Genomic DNA, 25,064 nt, shown 5'->3' on the forward strand with positions numbered 1-25,064 from the left:
ATAATGATTTTTATCGTTGGGTTGGAATTCCTACTTGCAATTGAGGAGTAGAAACTCTCATCGTGTCAGAATTATAAAAAACTCGAGAATTGGAGTTCGGTAATACTATCTGCGCTTCTTTTGGTACTCTACCTGGAAATGTAGCTTCTAAATATCGTCTATAATACAAATCACCAGAATTTTGTTTTGGATCAATTATATAATTATAATTAATATCACTTTGCTTAAACCCTGAAGCAACAGCAGTACCTGAAGGATGAATATGTGAATCTAAAATTTGTTTCATATCAGGTGATTTTGACAAAATATTAAATATTACATTTATACCCTCACCCTCTTCAGCCTTTTGATAGCTTGTTGTTAAAGCTCCAACTTGTATTCCTGTGGAAGATTCAAAAATATTTAAAGCATATTCAACATTTGTATTATTTTTAATTAATCCATATAATGATTTCAAATCTTTTGTATTAGAAGACATATATGTAGATCCTTTATAAGCATCCTGTGTTTTCCATAAAAATCCTAAAAATCTTTTTTCTTCTCTATTAGTATGAAGTCCGCCACTAATAATTCCTTTATCTATTTCAATACTTTTAGAATTATCACTATTATAAATCCTATCGAAATTATCATCGGTTTTTGCTAACAAAGTGAATGTTCCATTTTTATTATATCGATAATCATCGGTTGGACTAAGACCTTTAGGATCAATAAATCTAATCGGGTTATCTAATGTATAGTTATATGGCGACCAGCTCGGATATGAATTTGCTAGCGGATCCACTCCATACCAAATACTCAACCTAGGGTTATAATACCTTGCTCCATAATAATACAATCCCATATCTTCATCCAATTCTTTTGCATTAAACTTATATGGATTGTTATAAGAACCATCCATCTGTTCCAACATCGTTTCCCCGAAAGGTAAATTTAAGAAAAATTGTGTTGCCTCACCCTGAGAATTGGTAACAAATGTTGCAGTTCCCAAATGATCTCCATGTAAATAATATAGGTTAGGACGTTGCATCACTTCTCTCAGCTCTACAGAAACATTATTACCAAGATCCGTTTTCTCAAGATATTTCTTAAAGTCTGCTTCTGCATCCGCTTTTCTTTCAGTAGTTTTCTGGTCTGCCATTTTGCTGCTGTACAGAATCGAAGGATCTTCAAACCTATCAGCGCCATCTATCAATCTGCTTGCAAATCTTTTTGAACCTTCAAAATAATGTTTTGTATACTGACCTGTAGAGCTCACCGTTACATAAGGATTCGGGTATAGCTTATAGTCTACCATTTTTATATCCCCTGCAATTACAGGTGCACCATTCTGATAAAGCTGTGCCGGAGCCTCCAATCCGTAACGGATAACACGCTCTCCTTTATCATCATACGTATGGTATTGATAAACGCCTGTATTGTCATTGTAAAATGCTTTCATACGATCCTGCTCGTCCCAGAATATTTTTCTGGTTCCGTTAATGTCGTTATGCATCACCGTATTTCCATTATAATCATATTCAAATGATTCTGTATTTCCTGTTAATCCGTCTACAACTTTATCCAGTTTATGGGTATTGCCTGCATAGATATAGTCATTTACGTAGGTATTTTCCGGAACCACCGTAAGATCTCTTTCATGGTGTTGGTTTTTCGTCACAATTCCTCCTACCTTATTATAGTCAACTCTGAGAGAATAGGTAGAGTGAGCAAAATTAGAATTAATAATAGGCTGGTTCTCACCATCCAGAATGACATCTCTGGTTCCCGTTCCTATAAGCCTATTGAGTGTATCATATCTAAACTCAAACTCAAATGCGCCACCCATACCGTTCGCCAGAGGGGAAGCCATATTTTTAATCCCGGTAATGTTTGAGAATTCATCATACCGATATACATTCTGCAACATCGGATTTCCTGTAGAGCTGTTCAGGTTATAATTAACCAGCTTTCTGTTTTGAGGATCATAACTGTAATTCTGAGAAGTTCCGTTTCCGTACACAATATTTGTACGCTGCTCATAATTATCGTAGGTTATATTCTGAATATAGGTTTCTCCCTGATCATTATCTACCGATTTAAGATTTCCACCCTTGTCATAATGATAAGAAACAATTTCATCATCCGGATATTTAATCTTTGTAATACGGTTCCAGCTATCATGGTTGAAGATTGTTTTATAATACGTTTCCGGGATACCATAACCTCTTACTGTTTTCAGTTCCGTAAGTATTTCTCCCATTCTTCCGTAGGTATATTTTACATTTCCTGAACCGTCTTCTTTATAGATCAGCTTACCGGCATTATTTCCTGCCGTGTAAGGAGCATACTGGTAAACCACATTATTCGGGTTGGGATCTCCTGACGGAAGATCCGGAAGAGCAATCTCAACTAGTCTGTTATACTGATATTTGTAGAAAATATAGTTGGTGCCGATGGAAGGATCATTCAGAAGATTATCTGTTGTAAGCTTTATAAGATTACCCGCCTGATCATATTCATACCTTGTGGTGCCTTTATCCGGATGTACCTGCTGTAAGCGTCTTCCTGCAAGATCATAAGAATACTGCGTAGAGATACCTTCAGGATCGGTTACTCTTACAAGTTCTCCAATCGTATTATATTCGAATAAAGTAGTAAGAGGATCATTATCAAGATAATCATCTTTCTGAACGATTTTACCCTCTGCATTGGCATAAGATTCTGACTTTTCATTTGAGATTTCCTGTGTTGTTTTGAAGAGATTACTGTCAATACTATAAACAGTAGTTGTGACAACACCGTCTTCATCAGTTGCCGAAACCACCCTGTCTCTACTGTCATAAACAGATGAATTATATGGTCCTCCTAATGATACCGAAGTAAGATTCTGGTTGGCAAGCCCTTCAAAAGTAGGATGATACTGCCGTACAATTCTTCCCAGCCCATCAAAAACCGCTCTGCCCGATATTGACCTGGATTCGTATCCGTACATTTCAATATCTTTCTTTACCTGTACGATTCTTCCCAGAAAATCGGAGTAGGTATCTGTCATAATGGTATTATTGCTGCCTGCATACTCGGGATCAAAATTAGAAGTAGATGCCCTGTAGATTTTAACTGTTGTGTCGTTATTGGCTATTCCCGCATGATCCAGCCAATATTTATATTTAACGGTAGGAACGGTAGAACCACTTGCAATCTCATTAGGTCCCATTATTGTTCTGGTTCTTCCGAATCCATCATAAGTAAATACCATAGCATTACCTCCCGTATCCACTTTTCGGGTTACCACATCAAACAGTGGGTTGTAGATAGCCGTTGACTTGATATCAAAAACATCTTTCACCTCAACAACATATTTTCCTGTTATTGCATCATCGTACGTGTATCCTATCCAATAACGCGGCCCTGTATTGCTGTTACTTGGAGGATAGGTTACTTTCGTAACATTTCCTATACTGTTATATTCTATATCGGTAACACTTTCATTAGTTCCGTCAAAAATAGCAATAGATCCGACATTACCATTATTAAAATTAATATTATAGGCTTTTCTTCTTCTTAACAACTGAGAGTTGGCTGTGCCATCATATACCTCAATGAGAGAGGGAATTCCGATAATGTTATTATTAAGCGCCTGATACGTAATATTAGAATTGTAACTAGCAGATGGGCTTGTATATTGATATTTGGAGATTAGACCTTTTGTGGTATACGTAAATTTCTCGGTTGTAACAATACTTCCTCCAGATTCGTAAGTTGTTTTTATTTTTTCGTCCAGTAAAGCAATAGCCATTTTTCTGCCTTCTGTACCACCGCTGTCATAATTAAATGCTAAATTGGAATTCAGATTAATCAATGTTGCATTACTCATGAATTTTCTCAATTTGTAATTATATTTCACATCGGATAGAGTACCACCTCCCCCTACTACGGTAGTCTGATTCAGTATTCCATTTAACAAATAGGAATTATTGAAATATTTATCCGTGGTAGTTCTTACTGCGGAACCGTTATTCATTTCTTGGGTAATCACAGTATCAAAACCAAAATCTTCTCTTTCTCTCCTGTCATATTTTCTATTTCGGAACTCATATGTGGTTTCCATCTTAGTTCCCTGATCCGTAGTATATTTTGCTGAAAATACATCCGGCTCCAGAATGCTTATACTTTTAATCACAAATTTAGCGTGTGGATTATCATAATTTGCTCTTGCTAATTTATAATCCAATATATAAGTTCCTTTTGAGAAAGTATTTGTAATTGATTTTAATTTATTTGTTCTTCCAACCTGTGAGTAATTAACAATAAATCCACTGTTCGTATCCTGAACTAAATCTGTAAAGCCGTCACCATTCATATCCTTGAATGCTTTTCTTGTTTCAGAAACATTCATTCCTAAATTCACGGTTGCTCCGGCTCCTGCTTTAATCCAAAGAACCAATGCTATCACTGGAGGAATTAGGGTAATAGGCCCCATACTAAACATGTAGTCTCCTCCGAAAGAGAATGATCCGTTGAATGATCTTGTTTCATCCGCAAAATCAATATCTCCCCCGCTCTTCATCAAGGGTGCTCCTGTAGCAAAACGGTTTCCAAGATTATACCTCACTGTAGTAGCCCCATTGGAAGCAACTTCAAGAATATCTATCAATCCATCACTGTTTACATCTTCATAGACTACGTCTGCTGTTCCTGTCGAAGCTCCTGCACTTACTCCCGCATTGATCCCAAAGCCAAAGCTGGATAACGCCCCAAGGTTAGCCGAAGATCCCAATCCCGCACCTAATGAAATACTGGCGCTGGCTTTCGGGTGGGATTTATAAGTAATCATATTCTGGTACGTTGCATTTGCTCCCAGACTTTTACCTAAATTTAACGCAACCGTCATATAGGCAGTATTTCCTCCTCTTACTCTATCAGGAAGCCCATCACCATTTACATCCATCCAAAATCCTGAACCTGCATCATATGAATCATAATACTGATTAAGACTTGCACCTAACGATGCACTTCCAGACCATGGCATTCCCGTATCTGGCTGAGTAGAAGTTCCGTTATTTCCATGTGCTCCTATTCTACCTGTTACTGGCGGGCTATTATATGAGAAGCCTGCCGAGTTACTTTTCATATAACTTAAAGAACTCGTAGGATAATCACTATATGAAACAAGTTGAATATCTTCTAAACTTCCAGTAGAATTAGTAAGCTGCATTGATGAAGGATAAACCATATCAGGATAACCATCTCCGTTCATATCTGAGAAAGTCTGTGTTTCGATACTTGGTTCTTTAAGCGTCGTTTCCGAATTTCCTACATTTGCTACCCATAAAGTTCCTCCCACCGTTTTATTATGTGAATTACTTCTTTGATCCCTGCTGATCGCCTTCATACTTGTATCCACTGAAAGCTGTCCGGAAGTATAGGTTGTTGGCGTGACAAGAGGAACCGTGGGTACAGGATCTGTAAAATAAGTAACTTCATCATCTGTTTTAAAAGCCTCTCCGGATGAGTACTGTTCTGGTCCTGAACCTACCCAACGTTCTATTAAAAGTCTTCCATTTCCTATAAGTTGAGGTTTCAGAAGAGATATAACCTGTGAAGCGGTATTATTACCTGCATTAGGATCAGGGGTCGTAGCTAAAATACAATCGGCTAAAGCATCATAATTGTTTTGTAAATCCGGAATATTTAAACAGGCAGAATAGGTATTCTGTGGTGTAGTTGGTGTTGCAAATTCAGACAAATTAATAGGCTTTCCATATAAATAGTTATCATAAGCTCCCGGTTTATATAAAAATTGCCCCCAGTTATTAAAAAACATCGATTTTGTATTATACATAGCCGTATTTACTGCAGTTGCTGTTGTTGTACCATACACTGTTGCACCATCATAATAAATATTGAATGGCTTTCCAGCAAAATAATCAGAATATTTATTAAACAATTCATAATCTCCGCCAGTCTTGCAGTACACTTCAACTGTTACCAAATGGTCATTACCTAAAGATCCGAAGCTGGGATTCCCGGTAAAAAAAGTAATAGGAGACAGTCCTGAAATATTTGAATCATCAATCATATTCTGCTCTATAAGCGCACTATTACTATTATTATTACCCGGGGAAACAAGAACTCTTCTTTTCGCGAGAACCTGGTTGCCTTTTTTTATAATATAGTAGAAACTTCCTGTTGACAGAGTAGCAAAATTGGTAATATTCTTGTTAATCTGGATGCTAAAATCATGTGGTTCATTAAAGAAACCGCTATGTGGAACAGCATAAATATCCAGTTTTGGTTGTAACTGAGTAACCACAAAAGACGGATATTCAGGAATCCCTAAGAACCCGACATATACGGGTGTGGGACTGTAAGTAACAGAGGCATGATAATCTACATAAATCTTTCCCTTCCAGTTATTCGCAACAAAATTGGTAAAAGAATCGGATTCTACAATAAATCTCAGATAAAACTTTTCGCCATTATGAACAGTAAAACTTAGTGTATGTGCCTGAGTTGTTAAATTTGATGGAGTATAAATTTCCTGAGTAATAAGTGGTGTAATAGCTCCCGTGTTTACATCTTCAGTTACAATTCTAAATTTAATATTATCCGATAAATAAGGGAATGTGAAAGGCAATACATTAATTGTAACTGTTCCCGGAGTATCTAAAAGAATGGGCGCAATGGCATTATTTAAAAGAAAATTGCTTTTATAATTACCATTATTTAACTGAAACTGATCCTGTGACAATTCAAAAGTATTCGGAATCTCATTTCCTGTAACCGGATCAACGTAAGTAATAGTAGGATTTGAAGTTACCTCTACATTTTTTACTTTATTTTTGTGTAGCCTTACATAAATTTTCTCACCACTTTTCACAAACAGCCTGTCAGGATTATCAATACCGTTCGGAATACCATAGTTGGGATCCATAGGAACTGACTGCATTTGAGTGTAATAATCGTTATATCGGCTGATAACAATATTCTGAGGAGGGTCTGTCGATAAAAGCTGTTTTAAATATATTCTTGTATTAGCATAGCTTACAGGTACAATCCCGGCTTGAGGAGTAGGATTTTTGATCTCTACACCATAGTACATTTGATCTGATAAGCTGATGGATGGATTGGAAACAAGTGTGGGTGAAATTGAAACATTATCGGTAAACTTCACATATCCGTCTTTAGGTGCAATCCATACTTTCACAACATCTCCAACATCCATGGGATCCGGTTCAGGCTCTCCCGGACAAGGATCAGGTACAGATCCAATATCTCCACACCATTTTATAGGAGGCTGTATGGCTTTCGCTTTTACCACCATGTTCTCCGTATATTCTGAATGTCTGCTCATGAAAGATTTTCCTGCGCCGGTATCATACCTGTTAAACCAGACTTCTCCGTCATGTACAATATCCATCAAACCATCTGAGTTAGCATCAATCAAATAGGTTTTTGTGGAACTATTGGTTTTAGAATCTGTTTCGGATTTGCTGTAAATAATTGCCCCCATGTCCCCTCCTCTATTTCGTGTCTTCGTTTCTGTATAGGAAAAATCACCACCAGAATAGTTTTCAATTCGCTGAGACGCTGAAAAGCTTAATTTTCCCTGATCATCCAGTTTTCCTGATCGTAGAAGCAGTCCTTTATTCGGATTTCTGTAAATCATATCCTGAATACCGTCTCCATTGAAATCTATTAGCTGTTGGGCATTTCTTGCTTTAGCAGTGGAATTACCAAAAGGGAAGCCAAACATCAGATGTCCGTAAGCTGCACTAGAGGGAGTATAAAAATTTAATCCCGCAGCAATCCTTATATTTAAACCTGTTTCGGTACTTATATTTCCATTGATTTTAGAAGGCTTGATTAAACTTGTTACAAAATCTGAATAAGGTTCATCCTCATGATCATTCTGAAAATTAATAGCAGTATCTGGTCCAAATATCTTTACATTACCCGATCCATCTTTTACATCATTATAATAATCGAAAGTATAGCTGTCTGATATCTCATTACATGTGGGTTCAATTCCCCCGTTACCACCACCATTACCACCGGTTCCGTCATCTATTCTTATTCCGCTTGCTTTACCTGTAACGGATGTATGTTCCTCAGAATTTTCACTTTCTCCGGTACCTTTTGCAAGCGTTGTAGAACAAGGATTATTAGGAACGATATAAATTCTTTTCAAAAGGGTTTTATAGAATTCCCCTTCTATATAATCCATTTTATAGGTTCTTACAAGCTCGGTTTTGTATTTTACTTCAATACTTTTTAACAGGAAAGCCTCTGATCTTGCAACCCCTTGTTTTGCATTGATGTTGATGTCTTGTCTGGTAATGCTCGTTTCTTTGTTGAAATTTACGCTGTAATCATAATTCTTTCCATATTCGATCTTTTTAATCTGGAAAAATGCCCCTGAGGCAAATTCATTATAATATGTAAATCTCATGGTGTTGCCATGTACATCTTCTACCATTCGAAGTCCCCAGTGGACAACCCCTCCTGATCCGGAAAGCATAGAATCCGTGGAACCACCGTAGTATCTTTTCGTTCCATCTGTTGAAGTTACTTTCCATGTATAATTATCAGGAGCCGTACCTATTCTTTCAATCAGTGTAAAATCGTGATTCTTTCTTAGATAGAACTGTTTTTTCGTACCATCATCAGGATTAGTATAGTCAGATCTTTTCTGCTTTTCAGTAGTAATAGCAGTATTGTTTTCATTAACATCGTTATGTCTGTGAGGAAGATATCCGTTAGGATAGACAAGCATTTCACCATCCAAAGAATAAAGTTCCGTCTCTGTTCCTCCATTTTTAGTATCAAAAACAGGAGTTCCCCATCTTGTATCTACAGTAATAGCCGACAAACCGTTAACATTCCAGCCGTCTCCCATCCAGCCGTTTCCTCCTGCACTGTTATAGCCGATTGACAATGAAGGCTGAAGCCCGCCGAGACCAGCCGGAACGCGGATTGGATAACTGGTACTCGCATCTCCCTTTTGTGTTGCTGTAGGAACTCCCATCAATTGCAGACCAGCAGTTGGGTCTGCAGCTTTCAATCCACTAATGCTTGTCGGAGCAAATGCTTCAAGCTGTGAAGACTCAGGAACTGAAATTACTCCATTGATGTAATCTGTATCTCCCTTCGTCTCAACCGTAACTATTTTTTTCTCTGTGTCTACTTTACTGGTAGGGTCAACTTTCCATTTTTTTGATGCATAATCAAAATAAAAAGCTTTTAATTCTTTTGCAGATCTTGCTCCCAACTTTTTTTCATCGTAAGGAAAAGAGAAAACCATGTTTTTTGTAAATTCTCCTGATCGGTTTTCTAAACGATATGCACTAGAATTTACAGTCATATTTTTAATCTCTCTGGAAATAGCAGGATAATCTTTTTTTCTGAGTTTTAAAACCTGAACCTGAGCAATATTCCTTACTGAATTTTTTTCAATTGCAATAATTGAATTTTCATAAACTTCCTTAAACTCTTTATCTTTCGAAATATTAACAGTTAAAGGAGTAAATTTTTCTTCACTCAATGTTTTAAATGATGACTTGTTTTCAGGAATTTTATATTCTCTTACTCCGTTTGAACCGACAATGGAAATAAAGCCCTTCGCTTTATCGGCATCTGTAAGCTCAACCAAAGTTTCGTACTCACCTTTTAAAGATGAAACTGATTTACCCTTAATATTGACAGGTCCATTTTCAATTCCTTTTATGTAAAGATTATTACCTGATAATAATGATGAAATATTATCCGATGATTTTAACTTGTTCTCAAAAACAATTTTTACATTTTTTACTTTATACTTTACCCCATTAAGAGAAGAAGTAAATAAGATTGTATTTTTTCCTTTTTCTAATGAATTTAAGGCAATTTCTTCTTTTTGAGTACTCCACTTGCTGCTTGCAACAATAATATTCCCTCCAAAAGCAACATTCTTGTTAATTGATCTTGATACTGAATGATAAGATTCCAACCCAAAAAGATCATACATCAAATAGGCTTTTACATTCTGTCTTTCTATTTCAGGAATTGTAATGGTAAAGAAGTTATCAGACACATTATCAGATTCATCATCAGAAAACTCTCCGATAATACCCTGTTTTTCTTCTGAAGCAAAAGTATTATCCAGAGTATTTTCGGGAAATACAATATTTGATAAAGCAGACTGAATGACATCTCTATTTGTCTTACTCTTAGTTTCATGAAAATGCCCATTATTATTCTTTTTCTTTAAACTTCTTGTTGAGTCTGTATCTGCATTATCTTCTGTTGTTGAATGATGAACATATTTATCCATCATTCGGAGTTTGAAAGACCTAACTTTCTGTCGGTCTTCTTTCGTAAAGCTGGCAAATATAAACATACTTGCAAAAAAGCATACGAAAAGTATTGATCTTTTAGTAAAAGATTGTCTATTCACACGTATTCTCATGGCTTAGTTTAATCAACAATTAGTTTAAAAGTTTTTATAATTTTCCCGTTTTGAGTTAGGGTGACTAAATATGAACTCTGAACAGAAAGATGATATGTATATGATCTTGCAGAACTGCTGATTTTTTCCAATTTCACCAATCTTCCTCCTCCATCATATATTGCAATAACCAGATCTTCCATTTTAGGAAAAACGATAGTGAAGTCCTGATCTTTTTTAACAGGGTTAGGATATAAGTTTATAGCGTTTGCATCCAATGACATATCTTCCAAACCATGCAAACTTACAGAATTAGTGGTTGATGGAGGATTCTGCTCATTACTTTTTGGAGCTTTTGGACTTAAAGCAAATGTAAAATGAACTTTGCTTCCAGAATCGAAAGCATTAAGAAAATCTACTTTAGTAAATGTGATATATCTTTCATTTTCAAATCCTTGTATTTTTTTAACCTCCCCATTATCCTTTTTAATAATCATCCAATAACTAATCGGATGTGATAGTGGATTAATAATATCCTTTAAAATCCTTACACTGTAATCCGTTTTAGGGATCTTACTTCCTATAAAATTAATTTCCCAATTTCTTTCCAAAACTTCCAAATCTTTATCCGCTTTTACCGACATTGACCTGTTGTTATCCGACCATATCACAAAATTATTATTGTCAAGAGTAGTAGAATTTTCAAAATTGGTTCTTGCAAAGGTACCCATACCTATAGTTAAAAACAAGTCTGACTGGTTTGTCGACTGTTTCTGATAAAGTTCATTCCCATCATCTCTTCCAAGACCTGTAGGACGATATTTATAATCTTTATGTTTTTCCGGATCCCAGATTATTTGAGCATCACTTCCATAATACTTTCCTTTCTCCAGAGAAATCCCATATTTGAGAGATAAGTATGAATGTATTTTATTAAGCTCCATAGCTTTTGCCTTTCTCGAAAAGAAAATCATTTCATAAAGATTCTGATCTTCAAATTTGATTTTCAAACTGTCAGCCTTCTGTTTTTGATCTGCATTTCCCAAAAAAGAAAAAATACTTGGACGCTTACCTAATTCCTTAGAGTCTTTATCTATAGAATAAGTATTATTACTTAGAGACACATTGTTATAAGCATTATTCCAAATCAATTCGTCTTCTTTAGAAGTATGAACAAGACTTAGCGTGTGGCTCTTATTTTTACTGTATTTGATATATTTTTTGAAAAGCTTATCTTTTATTCCGCAATGAAAATTTAATAATTTTTCATCCGCACACCTAGTTGCTTCCCTTAAAGTAGGATTTGTTTTTTCCCACAGCTGCACGTCAGAGCCAAACAGTTGGGAATAAACAGAGAATGAATACAATGACATAAGTATTGTGAAAATTCTCTTGCAGGAGATTTTATTCATAAAAAATGGATTTGCGATATTTTATTAAAAGTATAAATATAGAAATTGAATTAATGGGTATGTTTTAGCACTAATCCAGTGGTATTGGAATATTTTTTTTCATAGTATTAGTTATTATTTCACAAATATAATAATATAATTAAAAAAACAATATTAAATATTATCACTATAAGTTTATTTTTGACAAATATTAGAAACCATACGTCAAAATCTCTCATATTATAATAAACTCTCCCTGAGGCAATCAAAGGAAGAGACATTATTTTTAGTTTTATGAAAACTGATTAGTTTTTCAAACTTTTTCTCTTTTTACCTGAGGCAAGCCTCAAAAAATCTTCTTCGAATAAATAATACACTTTCTTTTAATTTTAAAAATACTAGAAATACATTGTGGACTTTTTGTTTTTCTTCGGCTGTTGTTCGGTAATCCTTCGGAAAAAATCCCATTTTTCCGAAGCCGATCCGAAGAAGACCCGAACATGATCCGAAGAAATGGGTTTTCAAACCGGTCAAAACCGGTCAAAAGCAGTCAAAACCGGTCAGAATTTTTTATGGTGGTGGAAAATGGACATTTCTGCAGTAATTTTACTCCGTTCATCAAAAAACATCATTCAAAAACAAGCAAAAAAACAGATTTCAGAAATTCAGCCATTCAAACAAATCAACCCAAAAGTACTCAGAGCGGAGACATTTCTGTGGTAATTTTACTCCGTTCATCAAAAAACATCATTCAAAAACAAGCAAAAAAAACAGATTTCAGAAATTCAGCCATGCAAACAAATCAACCAGCAGTACGCCGAGCGGAACCGAAGCCCCCAACAACAAACAACCAACAACCAACAACCAACAACCATCAATCATCAATCATCAATCATCAATCATCAATCATCAACCATCAACCATCAATCATCAACCCTAAACCCTAAACCCTCTCCCCCTCACTTTTACCATTAATTAACATTTTCCGCTCTTCCTTTCTTCAAAAGAAATGATTAAATTTGAGAATGAGTTTTGGAAAAGATTTATTAAAGAAAATAAAGGCTGCGGAATTGCCGGGTATCCATGCGCACGGTGTTTTCTCCCCTCCTTCCCGCCCTGTTTTTACGTATGAAGAGGTTTTGGCGAAAAATCCAAAATTTGCTGCTGTAAATATAGTGCTGTACCTCAAAAATGATGAGTGGCATTTCCCTTTAATCCAGAGAACCATTAATGAGCACGACCGCCACAGCGGACAGATCTCTTTACCGGGCGGAAAGCGTGAGGAAACGGATCAGGATTTTGCGGAAACTGCCGTGCGTGAGACGTCTGAGGAAATCGGCATTGAGAAACATTATGTACGGATGATTCGTGAAATGTCGCCGATCTACATACCGCCCAGCAACTTTTATGTGTACCCTTATATTTCGTATACGAAAAAGAATCCTGAATTTGTTTTACAGCAGAGCGAGGCGGTGGAAGTAATCGAGTTTCCCATCACGTGCTTTCTCAATCTTCCGGATGAGCCGGAAATGATGGTTTTACCGAGCACGGCAGGAAATGAAGTTCCTGTTATAAATTTCAACGGATATATTATCTGGGGCGCTACCGCCATGATTCTGAGCGAATTCAGCCAGTTGCTGAAAAAAATGTAACTTTGCAATACCGTGTTTAATTGAGAGATGGCGAAGAAAAACATTTTCACCGACGCGTTCGGAACTCCTTATTTTTTAAAAAGGTTAATTATTTTTATTTTAGGAATTGTATCTTACAGAAGATTCAACGGCTTTAATAAACTGAAAATCACCGGAACTGAGCATCTTGTGGATCTTCCGGATTCCAATGTGCTGTTTGTATCCAACCATCAGACGTATTTCGCAGATGTGGCAGCGATGTATCATGCATTCTGCTCGGTGAACAATGGGTATCTGAACACCATTAAAAATCCGATCTATCTTCTAAATCCTAAAATTGATTTTTACTATGTAGCTGCCGAAGAAACCATGAATAAAGGGATTCTTCCTAAAATCTTTAAGATTGCAGGGGCGGTAACGGTAAAAAGAACCTGGAGAGCGGAAGGTAAAAACGTCAACCGGATGGTAGACATGAGCGAGGTGGACAATATCATGAAAGCCCTGGATAACGGTTGGGTAGCTACTTTTCCTCAGGGAACCACGGCTGCTTTTGCTCAGGGAAGAAGGGGTACGGCAAAACTGGTAAAAAACCAACGTCCTATTGTTATTCCTATTAAAATTAACGGATTCAGAAGGGCTTTCGATAAAAAGGGACTTCGTGTAAAAGTAACAGGTGTAAAACCGACCATGGAATTTAAAGCACCTCTTGACATAGACTACGACAAAGAAAATGCACAGCAGATTCTGCATAAAATCATGACGGCGATTGAGCAGACAGAGGATTTCAATGTACTGCACAGTTATGATGAAGAATTAAAAGCTAAAAAATCAGAACAAAAAGAATCAGATAATTAGAGCCTGTTTAAATATTGCTAAATAAAAGTTTTACAGGTTTTTCTTAACTTTCTTAATTAAAAGAAACTTTGTTTATTCTTAAATTTAACATTAAGAAATCTTAGATTCGATGAAGTTAATGTAAGCTGGTTAAAACTGATTCTAATTAAGAAATCAATACATTGATTTTTATTACGTTTTTTAAGCTAAAGGAGCTTAACTCCTTAATGGTAAAAATAAATTATAAATTTAAACACGCTCTTAAAGTAGAAAAAATTATGAAAAGAATATTAGGAATTTTATTCGCGATCATAGTATTAGTATCCTGCAACAGCCAGAAAGTGTATTCGGATTTTGACATCAGCTATTCGAAAAGCGGAGGATTTGCACCAATGTATGAAAACCTTCTGATTAAAGGAAACAACGCGCATTACTCTTTCGAAGGACAGGGAAAAAAATACAAACAGGATTTTAAAATTACAGACGAAGATCTTAAAAAACTGAACACTACCCTTTCCCAGAACAATTTCAGAAGAATACAGGAAGACCACCAGAAAATCTATGACGGGATTGCCACAACGATCAACGTAAAAAAAGGCCCGAATGAAGGCAGCAAAACCGATGCAAGCTCTGTAATGCCGAACTATAAAACAAACTGGACGAACATTACCAATGCTTTTCAGGAGATCATTAATACTAATGTAAAAAAACCGTAAATACAGTTGAAAACCCATTTCATCGCGATCGGCGGAAGTGCGATGCACAATCTTGCCATTGCATTAAAAGATAAAGGATATGTAGTAACAGGTTCGGATGATGCCATCTTTGAACCTTCGAAATCACGTTTGGAAAAGAAAGGAATTCTTCCCGAAGCAATGGGATGGTTTCCGGAAAAGATCACTTCCGATATTGATGCCGTTATTCTCGGAATGCACGCGCATCAGGATAATCCTGAACTGGCGAAAGCCAAAGAGCTTGGTCTGAAAATCTATTCGTATCCCGAATTTCTGTACGAACAGTCTAAAGATAAAACAAGAGTGGTTATTGCCGGTTCACACGGAAAAACAACAATTACTTCCATGATTCTCCATGTGCTGAATTTCCATCATAAAGACGTGGATTTCATGGTGGGAGCACAGCTCGAAGGTTTCGACTGCATGGTAAAACTGAGCGAAGAAAATGATTTTATGGTGTTGGAAGGGGATGAATATCTTTCCTCTCCTATTGATCTCCGTTCGAAATTTTTGCTGTATCAGCCGAATATTGCTTTGCTGAGCGGAATTGCATGGGATCACATCAATGTTTTCAAAACATTTGATGATTACGTGGAACAGTTCAGAAAATTTGTGGCAAGCATTACAGCAGGCGGTGTTCTGGTATACAATGAAGAAGATGCCGAAGTGGTAAAAGTGGTGGAAAGTGCTGAAAATTATTTCAGAAAAATTCCTTATAAAACCCCTGAATACGAAATTGTAAACGGAAAAGTTCACCTGAAAACGGAAATGGGTGATATTCCGCTTTCGGTTTTTGGCGCACACAATTTATTAAATCTTGAAGGGGCAAGACACATCTGCCATACGCTGGGAATTATGGATGAAGATTTCTATGAAGCCATCATGAGCTTTAAAGGAGCTTCAAAGCGTCTGGAAAAGGTGGAAAGAGAAGACAACGGAACATTGTATAAAGATTTTGCACACGCGCCGAGTAAGGTAAAGGCAGCCGTAAAAGCATTCTGCGAACAGTTTAAAAACGAAAAGAAATACGGTTTTCTTGAACTTCATACGTATTCCAGCTTAAATCCTGTTTTTCTGGAACAGTACGATCACGCAATGGACGGACTGGATGAAGCGATTGTTTTCTATTCTGAAGATGCCCTGAAAATCAAAAGAATGGAGCCGATTTCACCGGAACTGATCAAAGAAAAGTTCAAAAATGAAAATTTAAAAGTGTTCACCAACGCGGAAGAACTTCATGCATACTGGAACACACTGGATAAAACACACGGCATTTATCTCATGATGAGCTCCGGAAATTTCGGAGGTCTTGATCTTACGAAATAAACTGTACAGAATATAAAAAAACAACTCCTTTCAGACCGAAAGGAGTTGTTTTTTTATTGACTTACCCTTTTTACTCATGAAGGCTTCGACAGGCTCAGCCTGACAATATTTAAATATTGCGGTAAGTATTCGGGATGTCACCCTGAGCTTGTCGAAGGGACACTATTATAAATCGCCTGCTCATTGTTGTTCTCCAATAATAATTAAAAGGATAAGTCAATTATTTTATTTGATTCTTTTATAAAAACGCCTCAATACATCTTTGGCTCCGTCGCCGTCGAAATCCTGCGTGCGGTCTTCTACCACCATATCAGATTCATTAAGCTTTGTGATGTAATACGGATACTTTTCCTGCCCTTCAAACCAGAATGTACTGTTTGCCTGATTAAACGTGTATTTTTGGGTGACAACATTTGCTTTTTCGCAGGTATTGTTGTTCTGCGCAAAAGAAATGGAGAAAAGATGGGTAGAAGTAAATTCGTAGGTGCTCATTTTCTGACATTCCGTTGAGAAAGAAACCAGAATCTGCTGATTTAAAGATTTGTAGATCTCGGTTTTTTCGACATACCATGTTCCGATAATGGAAGGCTTATTGTCCGGAGTCTGATCTTCATCACTTCCTGTGCAGGAAATAACAGACAAAAGAAGAAACGACATGAGTATTTTGTTCATATTGATAGAAGGTATTCTTATACTGTCTAATTTCTTAAACAGAGGTATTGTAATCCCGCAAAAATAGATGAAATTCACGGCTTATACACATAATGCCGAAAAAAATCAGATGTTTTTGTTATTTAACATCAGTTCGGGATAAGAAATAAATTTAAATAATTGATTTATCGCAAAGAAAAACAAAAGATTTTTTTACTTATTGAAAGTTGGTAAGCTAAACAAAGGCACTTCGTTTATTTAAAAAAGACAAAAATGGTATTACTTTGATAAGTTGTAAAAATGAATTCCTGATAATTGAATCTCTTTGTTTAACCTTGCGTTTAAGAAGACTTATCCCGAAATCAGGTTATTTAAAAATTCTTGAAATATTCAGTCGCCGCTATTTAGTATTTTTGAAGTACCAATTCCGTCTGCAGCGGTATCGATGCTGTAAATCTGCATCACGCCCTGTGTCGTAGCAGCCTGAGCCAAGACGTTCTGCTGATTCTGAGCACTAACTGCATTCTGAAAAAGTATGCCTGTAGAATGTGCCATAGACTGATAAAGATTTCCCATTGCCATCGCCGGAGCCTCCCCTAAAACTTTTACATTAGTCTGAGTTACCGCATCGGTGATCTGCTGATTTACTTTTGTATCCATAATTTTAGTTTTTAAGTATCATCGTAAAGTTAAATGATATTTTTAAATAAAAAAAGAAGCAATAAATAATTATTACTTCTTTTTAGTTAAAACAGAATTAACTGCAAAAGGGACAAAAGATAATGGTAAAGCGAATTTATGTAATAATCAAAGTGCTCAAAAGAATAAAAATCAAAGATTTTTAAAAACTATGGTGAGCTTTTTCATTGATAATGTTCAGCCTTAAATAAAAAATTTAATAGATCTTTTGCGTCTTTTGCGGTTAAATAAATGTTTAAACAGGCTTAAAAACTGTTTAAATTTCTAATAGACTCTCATGATAAACTTCAAACGCAAAGTTTTTGTTTTTAGAGTTAATATTTTGAGCCGAGCAAAGTGAAACAGATTTCATCTGCCATTAAGCGAACGCTCACCATCCTTATCTTGCGTAAGTATCTTCGTTCTTCTTAATAAAACACTTTTTTTTGCGTTTTATAATTTCTTTAGCAGGACCTTTCAAAATCCTGATAATCTGAATTTTACCACTCTTAGAACAATGAGGAATCTCTGAAAAATCAGATCATTAAGATTCTTTGCTATAAAGTTGTTTACAGTAAAATACCAGAAAACTCTATGGAGTTTTATCTGTGTAGAAATCATATTCGGGAGATATTCGGCGTTCCGTAGGAACGCTATCTTTAAAACATCCGTTGTATTACAGATATCAATCCTACGGATTGATTGCCAGCTCTATTCTTATTTCTACACAGATTCTGCTCCTACAGGAGCAAAACTCTTTTACTTTAAACAATTCTATAAAACTTGTTTAAACTAATTTAAGAGTTAACCGCAAAAGGGACAAAAGATGATGTTAAAGCGAATTTCCAGAATAATCAAAATGCTCAAAAAAAATAAAAATCAAAGACTTTAAAAACTATGGTGAGCTTTTTCATTGATAATGATCAGCTTTAAATAAAAAATTTAATAGATCTTTTGCGTCTTTTGCGGTTAAATAAAAGTCTAAACAGGCTTTTAATGAAAACTATTTAAATGAAATTCCAGATCTTAAATATCCGCTACCGATTTCAGCATTTTCTGTTCCCATTCCGGATCTTTCGGATCGAAGAATAATCTTTTTCCGGTGTCTAAAGAACGGACAACGTTCATTTCATCTTCGGTTAATTCAAAATCAAAAACATTAAAGTTTTCTTCAATTCTGGAAGGGGTAACCGATTTAGGAATCACGCAGAATCCTTCCTGTAAATGCCATCTTAAAATTACCTGAGCCACCGTTTTTCCGTATTTTTCGCCGATTGATTTAAGATCCTTATTATCCAGTAATCCGGCGTTTCCGTTTCCGAGCGGACTCCATGGCTGCGTGATGATGTTATTTTCCCTGTTGTACACCTGAAGTTCTTTCTGCTGGAAAATCGGGTGCAGCTCGATCTGGTTGATGACAGGAAGTACCGTTGCATCAGCTTTTAATTCCTCCATTTTATCTTCAGGGAAATTACAAACCCCGATTGCTTTTATTTTTCCTTCCTGATACAGTTCTTCCATCGCTTTCCATGCTCCTTTAAAATCAGAGTACGGCCAGTGAATAAGGTACATATCCAGATAATCCAGTTGCAGTCGGTCTAAAGTTCTCTGAAAAGCCCCTTTCGCCTGCTCATAAGAAGTATCCTGCACCCAAAGTTTTGAAGTTATGAATAATTCTTCACGGTCTGTTCCGCTGTTTTTAATCGCATTTCCTACTGCGGTTTCATTCTGGTAAATGGAAGCCGTGTCGATCATTCTGTAGCCGGTTTCAATGGCTTTGATCACCGCATCTTCGCATTCCTGAAGATTTTCCATCTGCCAGACTCCGAATCCTAAAGCCGGAATATCCACTCCGTTGTTCAGTGTAATTACAGGCTGCCCTGTGTATGTTTTCTGTTGCATACTTTTTATTTATCTATTTATAATTTGTTAAATCTCAATTTCTTTTCCCATCATCTTCCTGAAAAGTGCTTTGATATGATCGATCTCCGTCTGATAATTGGTCTTCTTCCGGCATCCGAAATACAGGGTGTTTTTTAATGGTTTTTCACCTTCCCAGATCAGCTGTACTTCTCCGTTTTCAATTTCCTTTTTGCAGAGAAAATCAGGAACCACTGCCAAACCTGTTCCGCCTTTCAGACAACGCACAATTGAATTCAGGTTTGGAACGATATAATTGGGACGGAAGTTCGGTTTATGCCCGAAATTCAGGATCCAGAACTGAAAAAGATGCTCCATATCTCCTGCTGTACCGTACCATTTTTCATTTTTCAGCCATTCTTCTGCGTGTTCGATTCCTTTTTCATTTAAAATAATTTCAAACTGCTCTTTATCAACCTCTTTTCCTCCTACAAGAATGATCTGTTCGGAAGAAAATGCTTCATGTTCAATATTCGGCGAAACTCCTTTTTTGGGAGTAATAATTAAATCTAAAATTCCTTTATCTAATTGATCGAGCATTTCGCGGTATTCCCCGAAACTGATGATCAGGTTGAACGGCAGACTCGAAACGTACTGCTCCAATGTTGTCTGAAAGGTTTCAAAACACATGCCGACACTGATGGTAGGCGTGAGTTTCTCTGTCGATTTCTGAAAGTTTTTCTCCACCTCTTCTAGTTTTGCCAAAGGTTCGGTAATCGCATTATATAAGACCTTTCCTCTTTCCGTCGGAATCATTCTCCTTCCGGTTCTGTCAAATAATTTATATCCGACATACGCTTCAAGCGAACTGAGATGCAGACTTACGCCCGGCTGAGAAATAAACAGCGTATCCGCAGCTTCGGTAAGCGTTCCTGTTTTATAAATTGCCTTAAAAGTTCTGTACCATTCTAAATTAACCATAGGTATTACTTTTATGATGCAAATGTACCCAAATAATCATGATTATAATATTTTCAGCATCAATGAAAGCGATAAAGGTGGTCTATATTTAAAATAAAAAACTGATAATCAATTACATATATTAATTATCATTTAAATAATACTTAGCTATAATTTTTATTATTTTTCTTATAGCAATTTAGCCAATACCTTTGTCCCTGTAAAATTTAAACAATCATAAAAGCAATGAAAAAAGTATTAATTATTAACGGGGGACAGAATTTCGGACATTCCGGAGGAAAATATAACCAGACCATCGCAGAGAACACTTTGGAAGTACTTAAGAGCTTTGAAAATGTAGAAGTAAAGATCACTAACGTAGACGAAGGGTATGATAAAAATGAAGAAGTGGCAAAATTTGTGTGGGCAGATTATATTATTTATCACACTCCGATCTGGTGGTTCCAGTTACCGAACGGTCTTAAAAAATACATCGATGAAGTTTTCACCGCAGGACACGCCAAAGGAATTTATATGAGCGACGGAAGAAGCGCCGATAATCCAAAGATCAATTACGGAACGGGAGGAATGCTTGGCGGAAAAAAATATATGGTAACTACAAGCTGGAACGCGCCTGCAACCGCATTTACGCTACCGGGAGAATTTTTTAAGGAGACCAGTGTAGACAATGGACCGTTATTTGGATTCCACCGGATGAATGCTTTCGTTTCTCTTGAAAAATTAGAAAGTTTCCACTTTCATGATGTCGAAAAAAATGCAGATGTAGAAAGAGATATGAAGCTATACAGAGAACATCTTACCGAAGTTTTTGAAAAAGAATTAAAACCTCAGTTGGCGTAATGAAGATTTATTTAACCGCAGTTATTAAAGCCAAAGAAGAATACAGAGCAGAAGTTCTGGAAGTTCTTCAGAATATGGTAAAAGAGACCGTGAAAGAGGAAGCCAACGAAATTTACAGGCTTCACCAGGGAATTGATGATAAAAACCAGTTTATATTTTATGAAATCTGGAAAAGCGAAGAAGGTTTAGCACAACACAACGAGCAGCCTTACATCAAAGCTTTCGGAGAACTGGTGAATGAAAAGCTTCAGGAGCAACCACAGATTTATTTAACAGAAATTATTTAACAGAAATTATTTAAAACACTATTAAATAACTGAATTTCAACAGTCTATTTAACAGCAAATATCAGCATGAAAAAATTAACATTACTCGTCCTTGTCATCTTTATGGCAGGATTTATGCAGGCACAAACCAAAAAGTTTAAAAATATGGAAAAGAAAATTTTGTTCGTCATTACCAGTCATGGGACAAAAGGCGACACCGGTGAAAAAACAGGATATTATCTGGGGGAAGTGGCTCATCCGTGGGAAGTTCTTCACAAAGCAGGATATGAAATAGATTTTGTAAGCCCGAAAGGCGGTACTTCTCCGGTAGACGGATTTGATCTGAAAGATCCTGTAAATAAAGAATTCTGGGAAAACGAAAAGTATAAAAACAAGATCGATCACTCCATGAAACCATCGGAAGTGAATCCTGAAGAATATAAAGCAATATTTTATGCGGGAGGTCATGGTGCGATGTGGGATTTTGCAGACAACACCGAACTGGCTTCCATCGCTTCTCAAATTTATGAAAACGGAGGTGTGGTTGCAGCAGTCTGCCACGGTCCGGCTGGTTTGGTCAACATCAAACTGAATAACGGAAAATATCTGGTTGACGGTAAAAAAATCAATTCTTTCACCAACGAAGAAGAAGCGGAGGTGAAATTAACCAATGTGGTTCCTTTTCTTCTGGAAGATAAGCTAAAAGAAAGAGGCGCAAAATTTGAGAAATCCGGACTTTGGCAGGTTCACGCAGTGAGCGATCAGAGAGTAATTACCGGACAGAATCCTCAGTCTGCGAAAAGTGTAGGCGAAGAAATTCTAAAGGAATTGAAAAAATAAAAAGACTAGTTTAAACTAATTTCAGAATAAACCGCAAAAGGCATAAAAGATAATGATAAAGCGAATTTCCAGAATAATCAAAGTGCCCAAAAGAATAAAAATCAAAGATTTTTAAAACTATTGTGACTTTTTTTGTTGATAATCACCAACTTTAAATAAAAGTTTAGTTGATCTTTTTTGACTTTTGCGGTTAAATAAAAAGTTTAAACAGACTTAATAATGAAAAGAGCTTTTCAGATATGGAAAGCTCTTTTGTTTTACCCTGTATTTAAACACTATTTACCGATCGGCATATGCGTGGAAATTGCAATCCTGTTCCACATATTAATGACAATACCTGCCATAATGATATCTGAAATCTGGGTTTCATCAAAAAGCCCTTTTGCCTTCTGATAGGTTTCTTCGGTTAATCCTTTCTGACTGATTAACGTAATTTCTTCCGCAATCATCAGAATAACCTGCTCTTCCTCCGTATAAAGTTCTTTTGCATCTCTCCATGCATTCAGCAGGAAAATTCTTTGCGGTGTTTCGCCATACTTCAACGCATCTTTCGTATGCATATCCAGACAAAAAGCACATCCGTTGATCTGCGAAGCTCTGATTTTGATTAATTCTTTCTGAATCGGACTTAAAAAGCTGTTTTGAAGAGAAGTTTCCATGCCTATTCCCGCTTTGTACGCAGCAGGATGAACGGTTGTCCAGTTGAATCTTGCACTCATAATATTTTGGTTTAAATTTCTGAGACAAAGTTCCGGTTTGAAGTCTTTAAAAATCTTAAACTGGTTTAAGAACGTAATTTTGCTCTGATTTCGCTTAAATATTCCGGAGTAAAGCCTAAAAAAGAAGCCACCAGATATTGCGGAATTCTCTGGATAAACCACGGATATTGGGTACTGAAATGCACATACAGTTCTTCGCGTGAAAATTCGTAAAGATAGCGGATGCGTCTTTCTGAAGCGGCATATGCTCTCTGGTAAATCATCCTGAAATACCGCTCCATAACGGGATGCTTTTTCAGCAGTTCTTCCTGATCTTTTGAATCAATTTTTAAAAGGTGTGATTTCTCAACCGACTGAATGGAAAAGTTCGAGACAGACTGTCTTTCATACGCAAAAGTATCGGTGATCCACCAGTTTTCAATCGCAAATTCCGTAGTCTGCTCTACTCCTTTTTCATTGATAAAAAATTTTCTGAGACAGCCTTTTACCACAAAATACATCGACCGGCAGATTTCTCCTTCAGTGATCAGATTCTGTTTCTTCTTACTATCCATCGGCTGAAAAAATGAAAGAATGGAAGAAAATTCATCATCGGTTACCGAAATAAATTTTTCCAAATGCTGCCTGAAAGTTTCCATTTTTTTTGAAAATTGTATAACCAAACTTAACTTTATTTTTTTAGTTTTACAAAACAAAAACGTAAATTATGGAAATTGTAGCCAAAATACTCATCGCCGCTGTTGCCCTCGAACACCTTTATATTCTCTGGATGGAAATGTTTGCCTGGGAAACTAAAGGAAAAGAAGTTTTCAAAGCAGCTCTGCCTCCCGAAATGTTTAAACCGACCAAAGGTTTAGCCGCCAATCAGGGACTCTACAACGGTTTTCTTGCTGCCGGACTCATCTGGTCATTCTTCATCGAAGATCCGAAATGGCAGACGAATATCGCTTTATTTTTCTTAGGATGCGTTGCTATTGCCGGAATTTACGGTGCCATTTCAGCAACGAAGAAAATCTTTTTTGTTCAGGCGTTACCTGCAATTCTGGCGATTGCTGCAGTGCTTTTAAAATAAAACCTCTCCCCCGATTTTATACACTTCATCATTTTGAAGTAAAAATTTCCTCTCTATTAAAATAAATGAGGAATATTTGTATTGGTGACCTTTCGTACGCTGAGCGGAGCCGAAGCGTACTGTAAGAAGACATTTCTAAATAACCACATCGTACGCTTCGGCTCCGCTCAGCGTACGGTAGAAATCCACAAGTTCTAATCAATCTGCTAAACAAAATCATTTGTTTAAAAGCTCTTTGAGCTTCTTCTTTAATTTCTCAGGTTTAAACAATCCTTCATGATATTCAATCAAATTTCCATATTTATCCAGAATAATCCACAAAGGATAAACCGGCTGACTTTTATTCTTTGATAAAGCCAGAGCCAGCTCATGAATTCCCGAGTTTCCGTTAGGCAGATAATGGTATTCTTTTCCTAAAAAACGGATGTTCTCTTTTGTTTTTTCAGCTTCAAAATTGATAATATAGAAATGCTGATTGATGAGTTCAACCAGCTCTTTATCTTTATTTAAATTAAATTTTTCGATTTTACAGACACTGCACCAATCGGTATAAAGATGAATCATGATTGGTTTAGGATCTTCCTTCTGCTGAATTTCCAAATCCGAAAAAGTGCCGGTTTTCATCTGCGAAAGACAAAAACACGGCACCAACATTAAAAATAAAAATATCGTTAGGCTTTTCATTTTATATATGTTTTTTCTTATAAAAATCTTTTAAACGCTAAGTTTAATTTTTTCTATTTCATATAAGTGAGCAAAGATGGATCAACAAGTTGATTTGATGAAGCTTTTCCTTACGCTTCGTGAAGCAAATTTATTTGCCTTTGATTTCT

At 36.3% G+C, this 25,064-nt stretch carries 18 protein-coding genes; 9 read left to right on the plus strand and 9 right to left on the minus strand.

Annotated features, from left to right (window positions below; all coding sequences use genetic code 11):
* Positions 1-10 precede the first annotated feature (10 nt).
* Together WFH39_RS12535 and WFH39_RS12540 are read right to left on the minus strand one after the other, a co-directional pair.
* Entirely contained in the window at positions 11-10,294 is a 10,284-nt protein-coding gene (locus tag WFH39_RS12535; protein WP_336690159.1) for an RHS repeat-associated core domain-containing protein, read from the minus strand.
* Positions 10,295-10,437: 143 nt separating this feature from the next.
* On the minus strand, positions 10,438-11,820 hold the full coding sequence (locus WFH39_RS12540; RefSeq protein ID WP_336690160.1) for a T9SS type A sorting domain-containing protein: 1,383 nt from the start codon (positions 11,818-11,820) through the stop codon (positions 10,438-10,440).
* Positions 11,821-12,299: 479 nt separating this feature from the next.
* Here WFH39_RS12540 and WFH39_RS12545 point away from each other — a divergent pair, with 479 nt between their 5' ends.
* The 5 genes from WFH39_RS12545 (at position 12,300) to WFH39_RS12565 (ending at position 16,324) form a co-directional block, all read left to right on the plus strand.
* Positions 12,300-12,746: a hypothetical protein gene (locus WFH39_RS12545; protein ID WP_336690161.1), complete on the plus strand. Its 447-nt coding sequence runs from the start codon at positions 12,300-12,302 to the stop codon at positions 12,744-12,746.
* Positions 12,747-12,824: 78 nt separating this feature from the next.
* Positions 12,825-13,451, plus strand: a complete 627-nt coding sequence (locus tag WFH39_RS12550) for an NUDIX hydrolase (protein WP_336690162.1) — start codon at positions 12,825-12,827, stop codon at positions 13,449-13,451.
* Positions 13,452-13,478: 27 nt separating this feature from the next.
* Entirely contained in the window at positions 13,479-14,285 is an 807-nt protein-coding gene (locus tag WFH39_RS12555; protein ID WP_214588792.1) for a lysophospholipid acyltransferase family protein, read from the plus strand.
* Between the two features lie 257 nt (positions 14,286-14,542).
* Positions 14,543-14,980 (plus strand): hypothetical protein, encoded by a 438-nt coding sequence (locus tag WFH39_RS12560; RefSeq protein ID WP_235131550.1) that lies wholly within the window; start codon positions 14,543-14,545, stop codon positions 14,978-14,980.
* A 6-nt stretch (positions 14,981-14,986) separates the two neighbouring features.
* Complete coding sequence (locus WFH39_RS12565; RefSeq protein ID WP_336690163.1) at positions 14,987-16,324, plus strand: UDP-N-acetylmuramate--L-alanine ligase; 1,338 nt, start codon at positions 14,987-14,989, stop codon at positions 16,322-16,324.
* Positions 16,325-16,549: 225 nt separating this feature from the next.
* Here WFH39_RS12565 and WFH39_RS12570 read toward each other — a convergent pair whose 3' ends face one another.
* The 4 genes from WFH39_RS12570 to WFH39_RS12585 form a co-directional block, all read right to left on the minus strand.
* Positions 16,550-16,996: a lipocalin family protein gene (locus WFH39_RS12570; RefSeq protein ID WP_336690164.1), complete on the minus strand. Its 447-nt coding sequence runs from the start codon at positions 16,994-16,996 to the stop codon at positions 16,550-16,552.
* 369 nt (positions 16,997-17,365) lie between these two features.
* On the minus strand, positions 17,366-17,635 hold the full coding sequence (locus WFH39_RS12575; protein ID WP_235131553.1) for a RebB family R body protein: 270 nt from the start codon (positions 17,633-17,635) through the stop codon (positions 17,366-17,368).
* Between the two features lie 1,044 nt (positions 17,636-18,679).
* Positions 18,680-19,555 (minus strand): aldo/keto reductase, encoded by an 876-nt coding sequence (locus WFH39_RS12580; RefSeq protein WP_336690165.1) that lies wholly within the window; start codon positions 19,553-19,555, stop codon positions 18,680-18,682.
* 27 nt (positions 19,556-19,582) lie between these two features.
* Positions 19,583-20,494, minus strand: coding sequence for a LysR family transcriptional regulator (locus tag WFH39_RS12585; protein WP_302716645.1), 912 nt, complete (start codon positions 20,492-20,494; stop codon positions 19,583-19,585).
* A 225-nt stretch (positions 20,495-20,719) separates the two neighbouring features.
* Here WFH39_RS12585 and WFH39_RS12590 point away from each other — a divergent pair, with 225 nt between their 5' ends.
* The 3 genes from WFH39_RS12590 to WFH39_RS12600 all read left to right on the plus strand — a co-directional run bounded on the left by WFH39_RS12590 (position 20,720) and on the right by WFH39_RS12600 (position 22,440).
* Positions 20,720-21,334, plus strand: coding sequence for an NAD(P)H-dependent oxidoreductase (locus WFH39_RS12590; protein WP_336690166.1), 615 nt, complete (start codon positions 20,720-20,722; stop codon positions 21,332-21,334).
* A complete protein-coding gene (locus WFH39_RS12595) occupies positions 21,334-21,621 on the plus strand; it encodes a putative quinol monooxygenase (protein WP_336690167.1) in 288 nt (95 codons plus the stop codon). Before WFH39_RS12590 ends, WFH39_RS12595 begins: the two co-directional genes overlap by 1 nt.
* A 66-nt stretch (positions 21,622-21,687) precedes the next feature.
* Positions 21,688-22,440 (plus strand): type 1 glutamine amidotransferase domain-containing protein, encoded by a 753-nt coding sequence (locus tag WFH39_RS12600; protein ID WP_336690168.1) that lies wholly within the window; start codon positions 21,688-21,690, stop codon positions 22,438-22,440.
* Between the two features lie 275 nt (positions 22,441-22,715).
* On the opposite strand, the gene WFH39_RS12605 is transcribed toward WFH39_RS12600, so the two are convergent.
* Together WFH39_RS12605 and WFH39_RS12610 are read right to left on the minus strand one after the other, a co-directional pair.
* Positions 22,716-23,159 carry a carboxymuconolactone decarboxylase family protein gene (locus WFH39_RS12605; RefSeq protein WP_271246551.1) on the minus strand — a complete coding sequence of 148 codons (444 nt, stop codon included), beginning with the start codon at positions 23,157-23,159 and terminating at the stop codon, positions 22,716-22,718.
* 65 nt (positions 23,160-23,224) lie between these two features.
* Positions 23,225-23,797 (minus strand): Crp/Fnr family transcriptional regulator, encoded by a 573-nt coding sequence (locus tag WFH39_RS12610; RefSeq protein ID WP_336690169.1) that lies wholly within the window; start codon positions 23,795-23,797, stop codon positions 23,225-23,227.
* Between the two features lie 68 nt (positions 23,798-23,865).
* On the opposite strand from WFH39_RS12610, the gene WFH39_RS12615 reads away from it, so the two are divergent.
* Positions 23,866-24,231: a DUF1304 domain-containing protein gene (locus WFH39_RS12615; RefSeq protein WP_336690170.1), complete on the plus strand. Its 366-nt coding sequence runs from the start codon at positions 23,866-23,868 to the stop codon at positions 24,229-24,231.
* A 216-nt stretch (positions 24,232-24,447) separates the two neighbouring features.
* Here WFH39_RS12615 and WFH39_RS12620 read toward each other — a convergent pair whose 3' ends face one another.
* Positions 24,448-24,915: a thioredoxin family protein gene (locus tag WFH39_RS12620; RefSeq protein ID WP_336690171.1), complete on the minus strand. Its 468-nt coding sequence runs from the start codon at positions 24,913-24,915 to the stop codon at positions 24,448-24,450.
* Between the last annotated feature and the right edge of the window lie 149 nt (positions 24,916-25,064).

The sequence above is a fragment of the Chryseobacterium sp. MMO-72 genome (assembly GCF_037146035.1).
GTDB lineage: Bacteria > Bacteroidota > Bacteroidia > Flavobacteriales > Weeksellaceae > Chryseobacterium > Chryseobacterium indicum.

What these genes read in the sequence shown, in the direction of transcription:
- WFH39_RS12540 (WP_336690160.1), bottom strand. Translation starts at nt 11,820, where the DNA reads ATGAATAAAATCTCCTGCAAGAGAATTTTCACAATACTTATGTCATTG.
- WFH39_RS12605 (WP_271246551.1), bottom strand. Translation starts at nt 23,159, where the DNA reads ATGAGTGCAAGATTCAACTGGACAACCGTTCATCCTGCTGCGTACAAA.
- WFH39_RS12555 (WP_214588792.1), top strand. Translation starts at nt 13,479, where the DNA reads ATGGCGAAGAAAAACATTTTCACCGACGCGTTCGGAACTCCTTATTTT.
- WFH39_RS12550 (WP_336690162.1), top strand. Translation starts at nt 12,825, where the DNA reads ATGAGTTTTGGAAAAGATTTATTAAAGAAAATAAAGGCTGCGGAATTG.
- WFH39_RS12575 (WP_235131553.1), bottom strand. Translation starts at nt 17,635, where the DNA reads ATGGATACAAAAGTAAATCAGCAGATCACCGATGCGGTAACTCAGACT.
- WFH39_RS12590 (WP_336690166.1), top strand. Translation starts at nt 20,720, where the DNA reads ATGAAAAAAGTATTAATTATTAACGGGGGACAGAATTTCGGACATTCC.
- WFH39_RS12570 (WP_336690164.1), bottom strand. Translation starts at nt 16,996, where the DNA reads ATGAACAAAATACTCATGTCGTTTCTTCTTTTGTCTGTTATTTCCTGC.
- WFH39_RS12595 (WP_336690167.1), top strand. Translation starts at nt 21,334, where the DNA reads ATGAAGATTTATTTAACCGCAGTTATTAAAGCCAAAGAAGAATACAGA.
- WFH39_RS12580 (WP_336690165.1), bottom strand. Translation starts at nt 19,555, where the DNA reads ATGCAACAGAAAACATACACAGGGCAGCCTGTAATTACACTGAACAAC.
- WFH39_RS12535 (WP_336690159.1), bottom strand. Translation starts at nt 10,294, where the DNA reads ATGGATAAATATGTTCATCATTCAACAACAGAAGATAATGCAGATACA.
- WFH39_RS12560 (WP_235131550.1), top strand. Translation starts at nt 14,543, where the DNA reads ATGAAAAGAATATTAGGAATTTTATTCGCGATCATAGTATTAGTATCC.
- WFH39_RS12600 (WP_336690168.1), top strand. Translation starts at nt 21,688, where the DNA reads ATGAAAAAATTAACATTACTCGTCCTTGTCATCTTTATGGCAGGATTT.
- WFH39_RS12610 (WP_336690169.1), bottom strand. Translation starts at nt 23,797, where the DNA reads ATGGAAACTTTCAGGCAGCATTTGGAAAAATTTATTTCGGTAACCGAT.
- WFH39_RS12615 (WP_336690170.1), top strand. Translation starts at nt 23,866, where the DNA reads ATGGAAATTGTAGCCAAAATACTCATCGCCGCTGTTGCCCTCGAACAC.
- WFH39_RS12585 (WP_302716645.1), bottom strand. Translation starts at nt 20,494, where the DNA reads ATGGTTAATTTAGAATGGTACAGAACTTTTAAGGCAATTTATAAAACA.
- WFH39_RS12545 (WP_336690161.1), top strand. Translation starts at nt 12,300, where the DNA reads ATGATCCGAAGAAATGGGTTTTCAAACCGGTCAAAACCGGTCAAAAGC.
- WFH39_RS12620 (WP_336690171.1), bottom strand. Translation starts at nt 24,915, where the DNA reads ATGAAAAGCCTAACGATATTTTTATTTTTAATGTTGGTGCCGTGTTTT.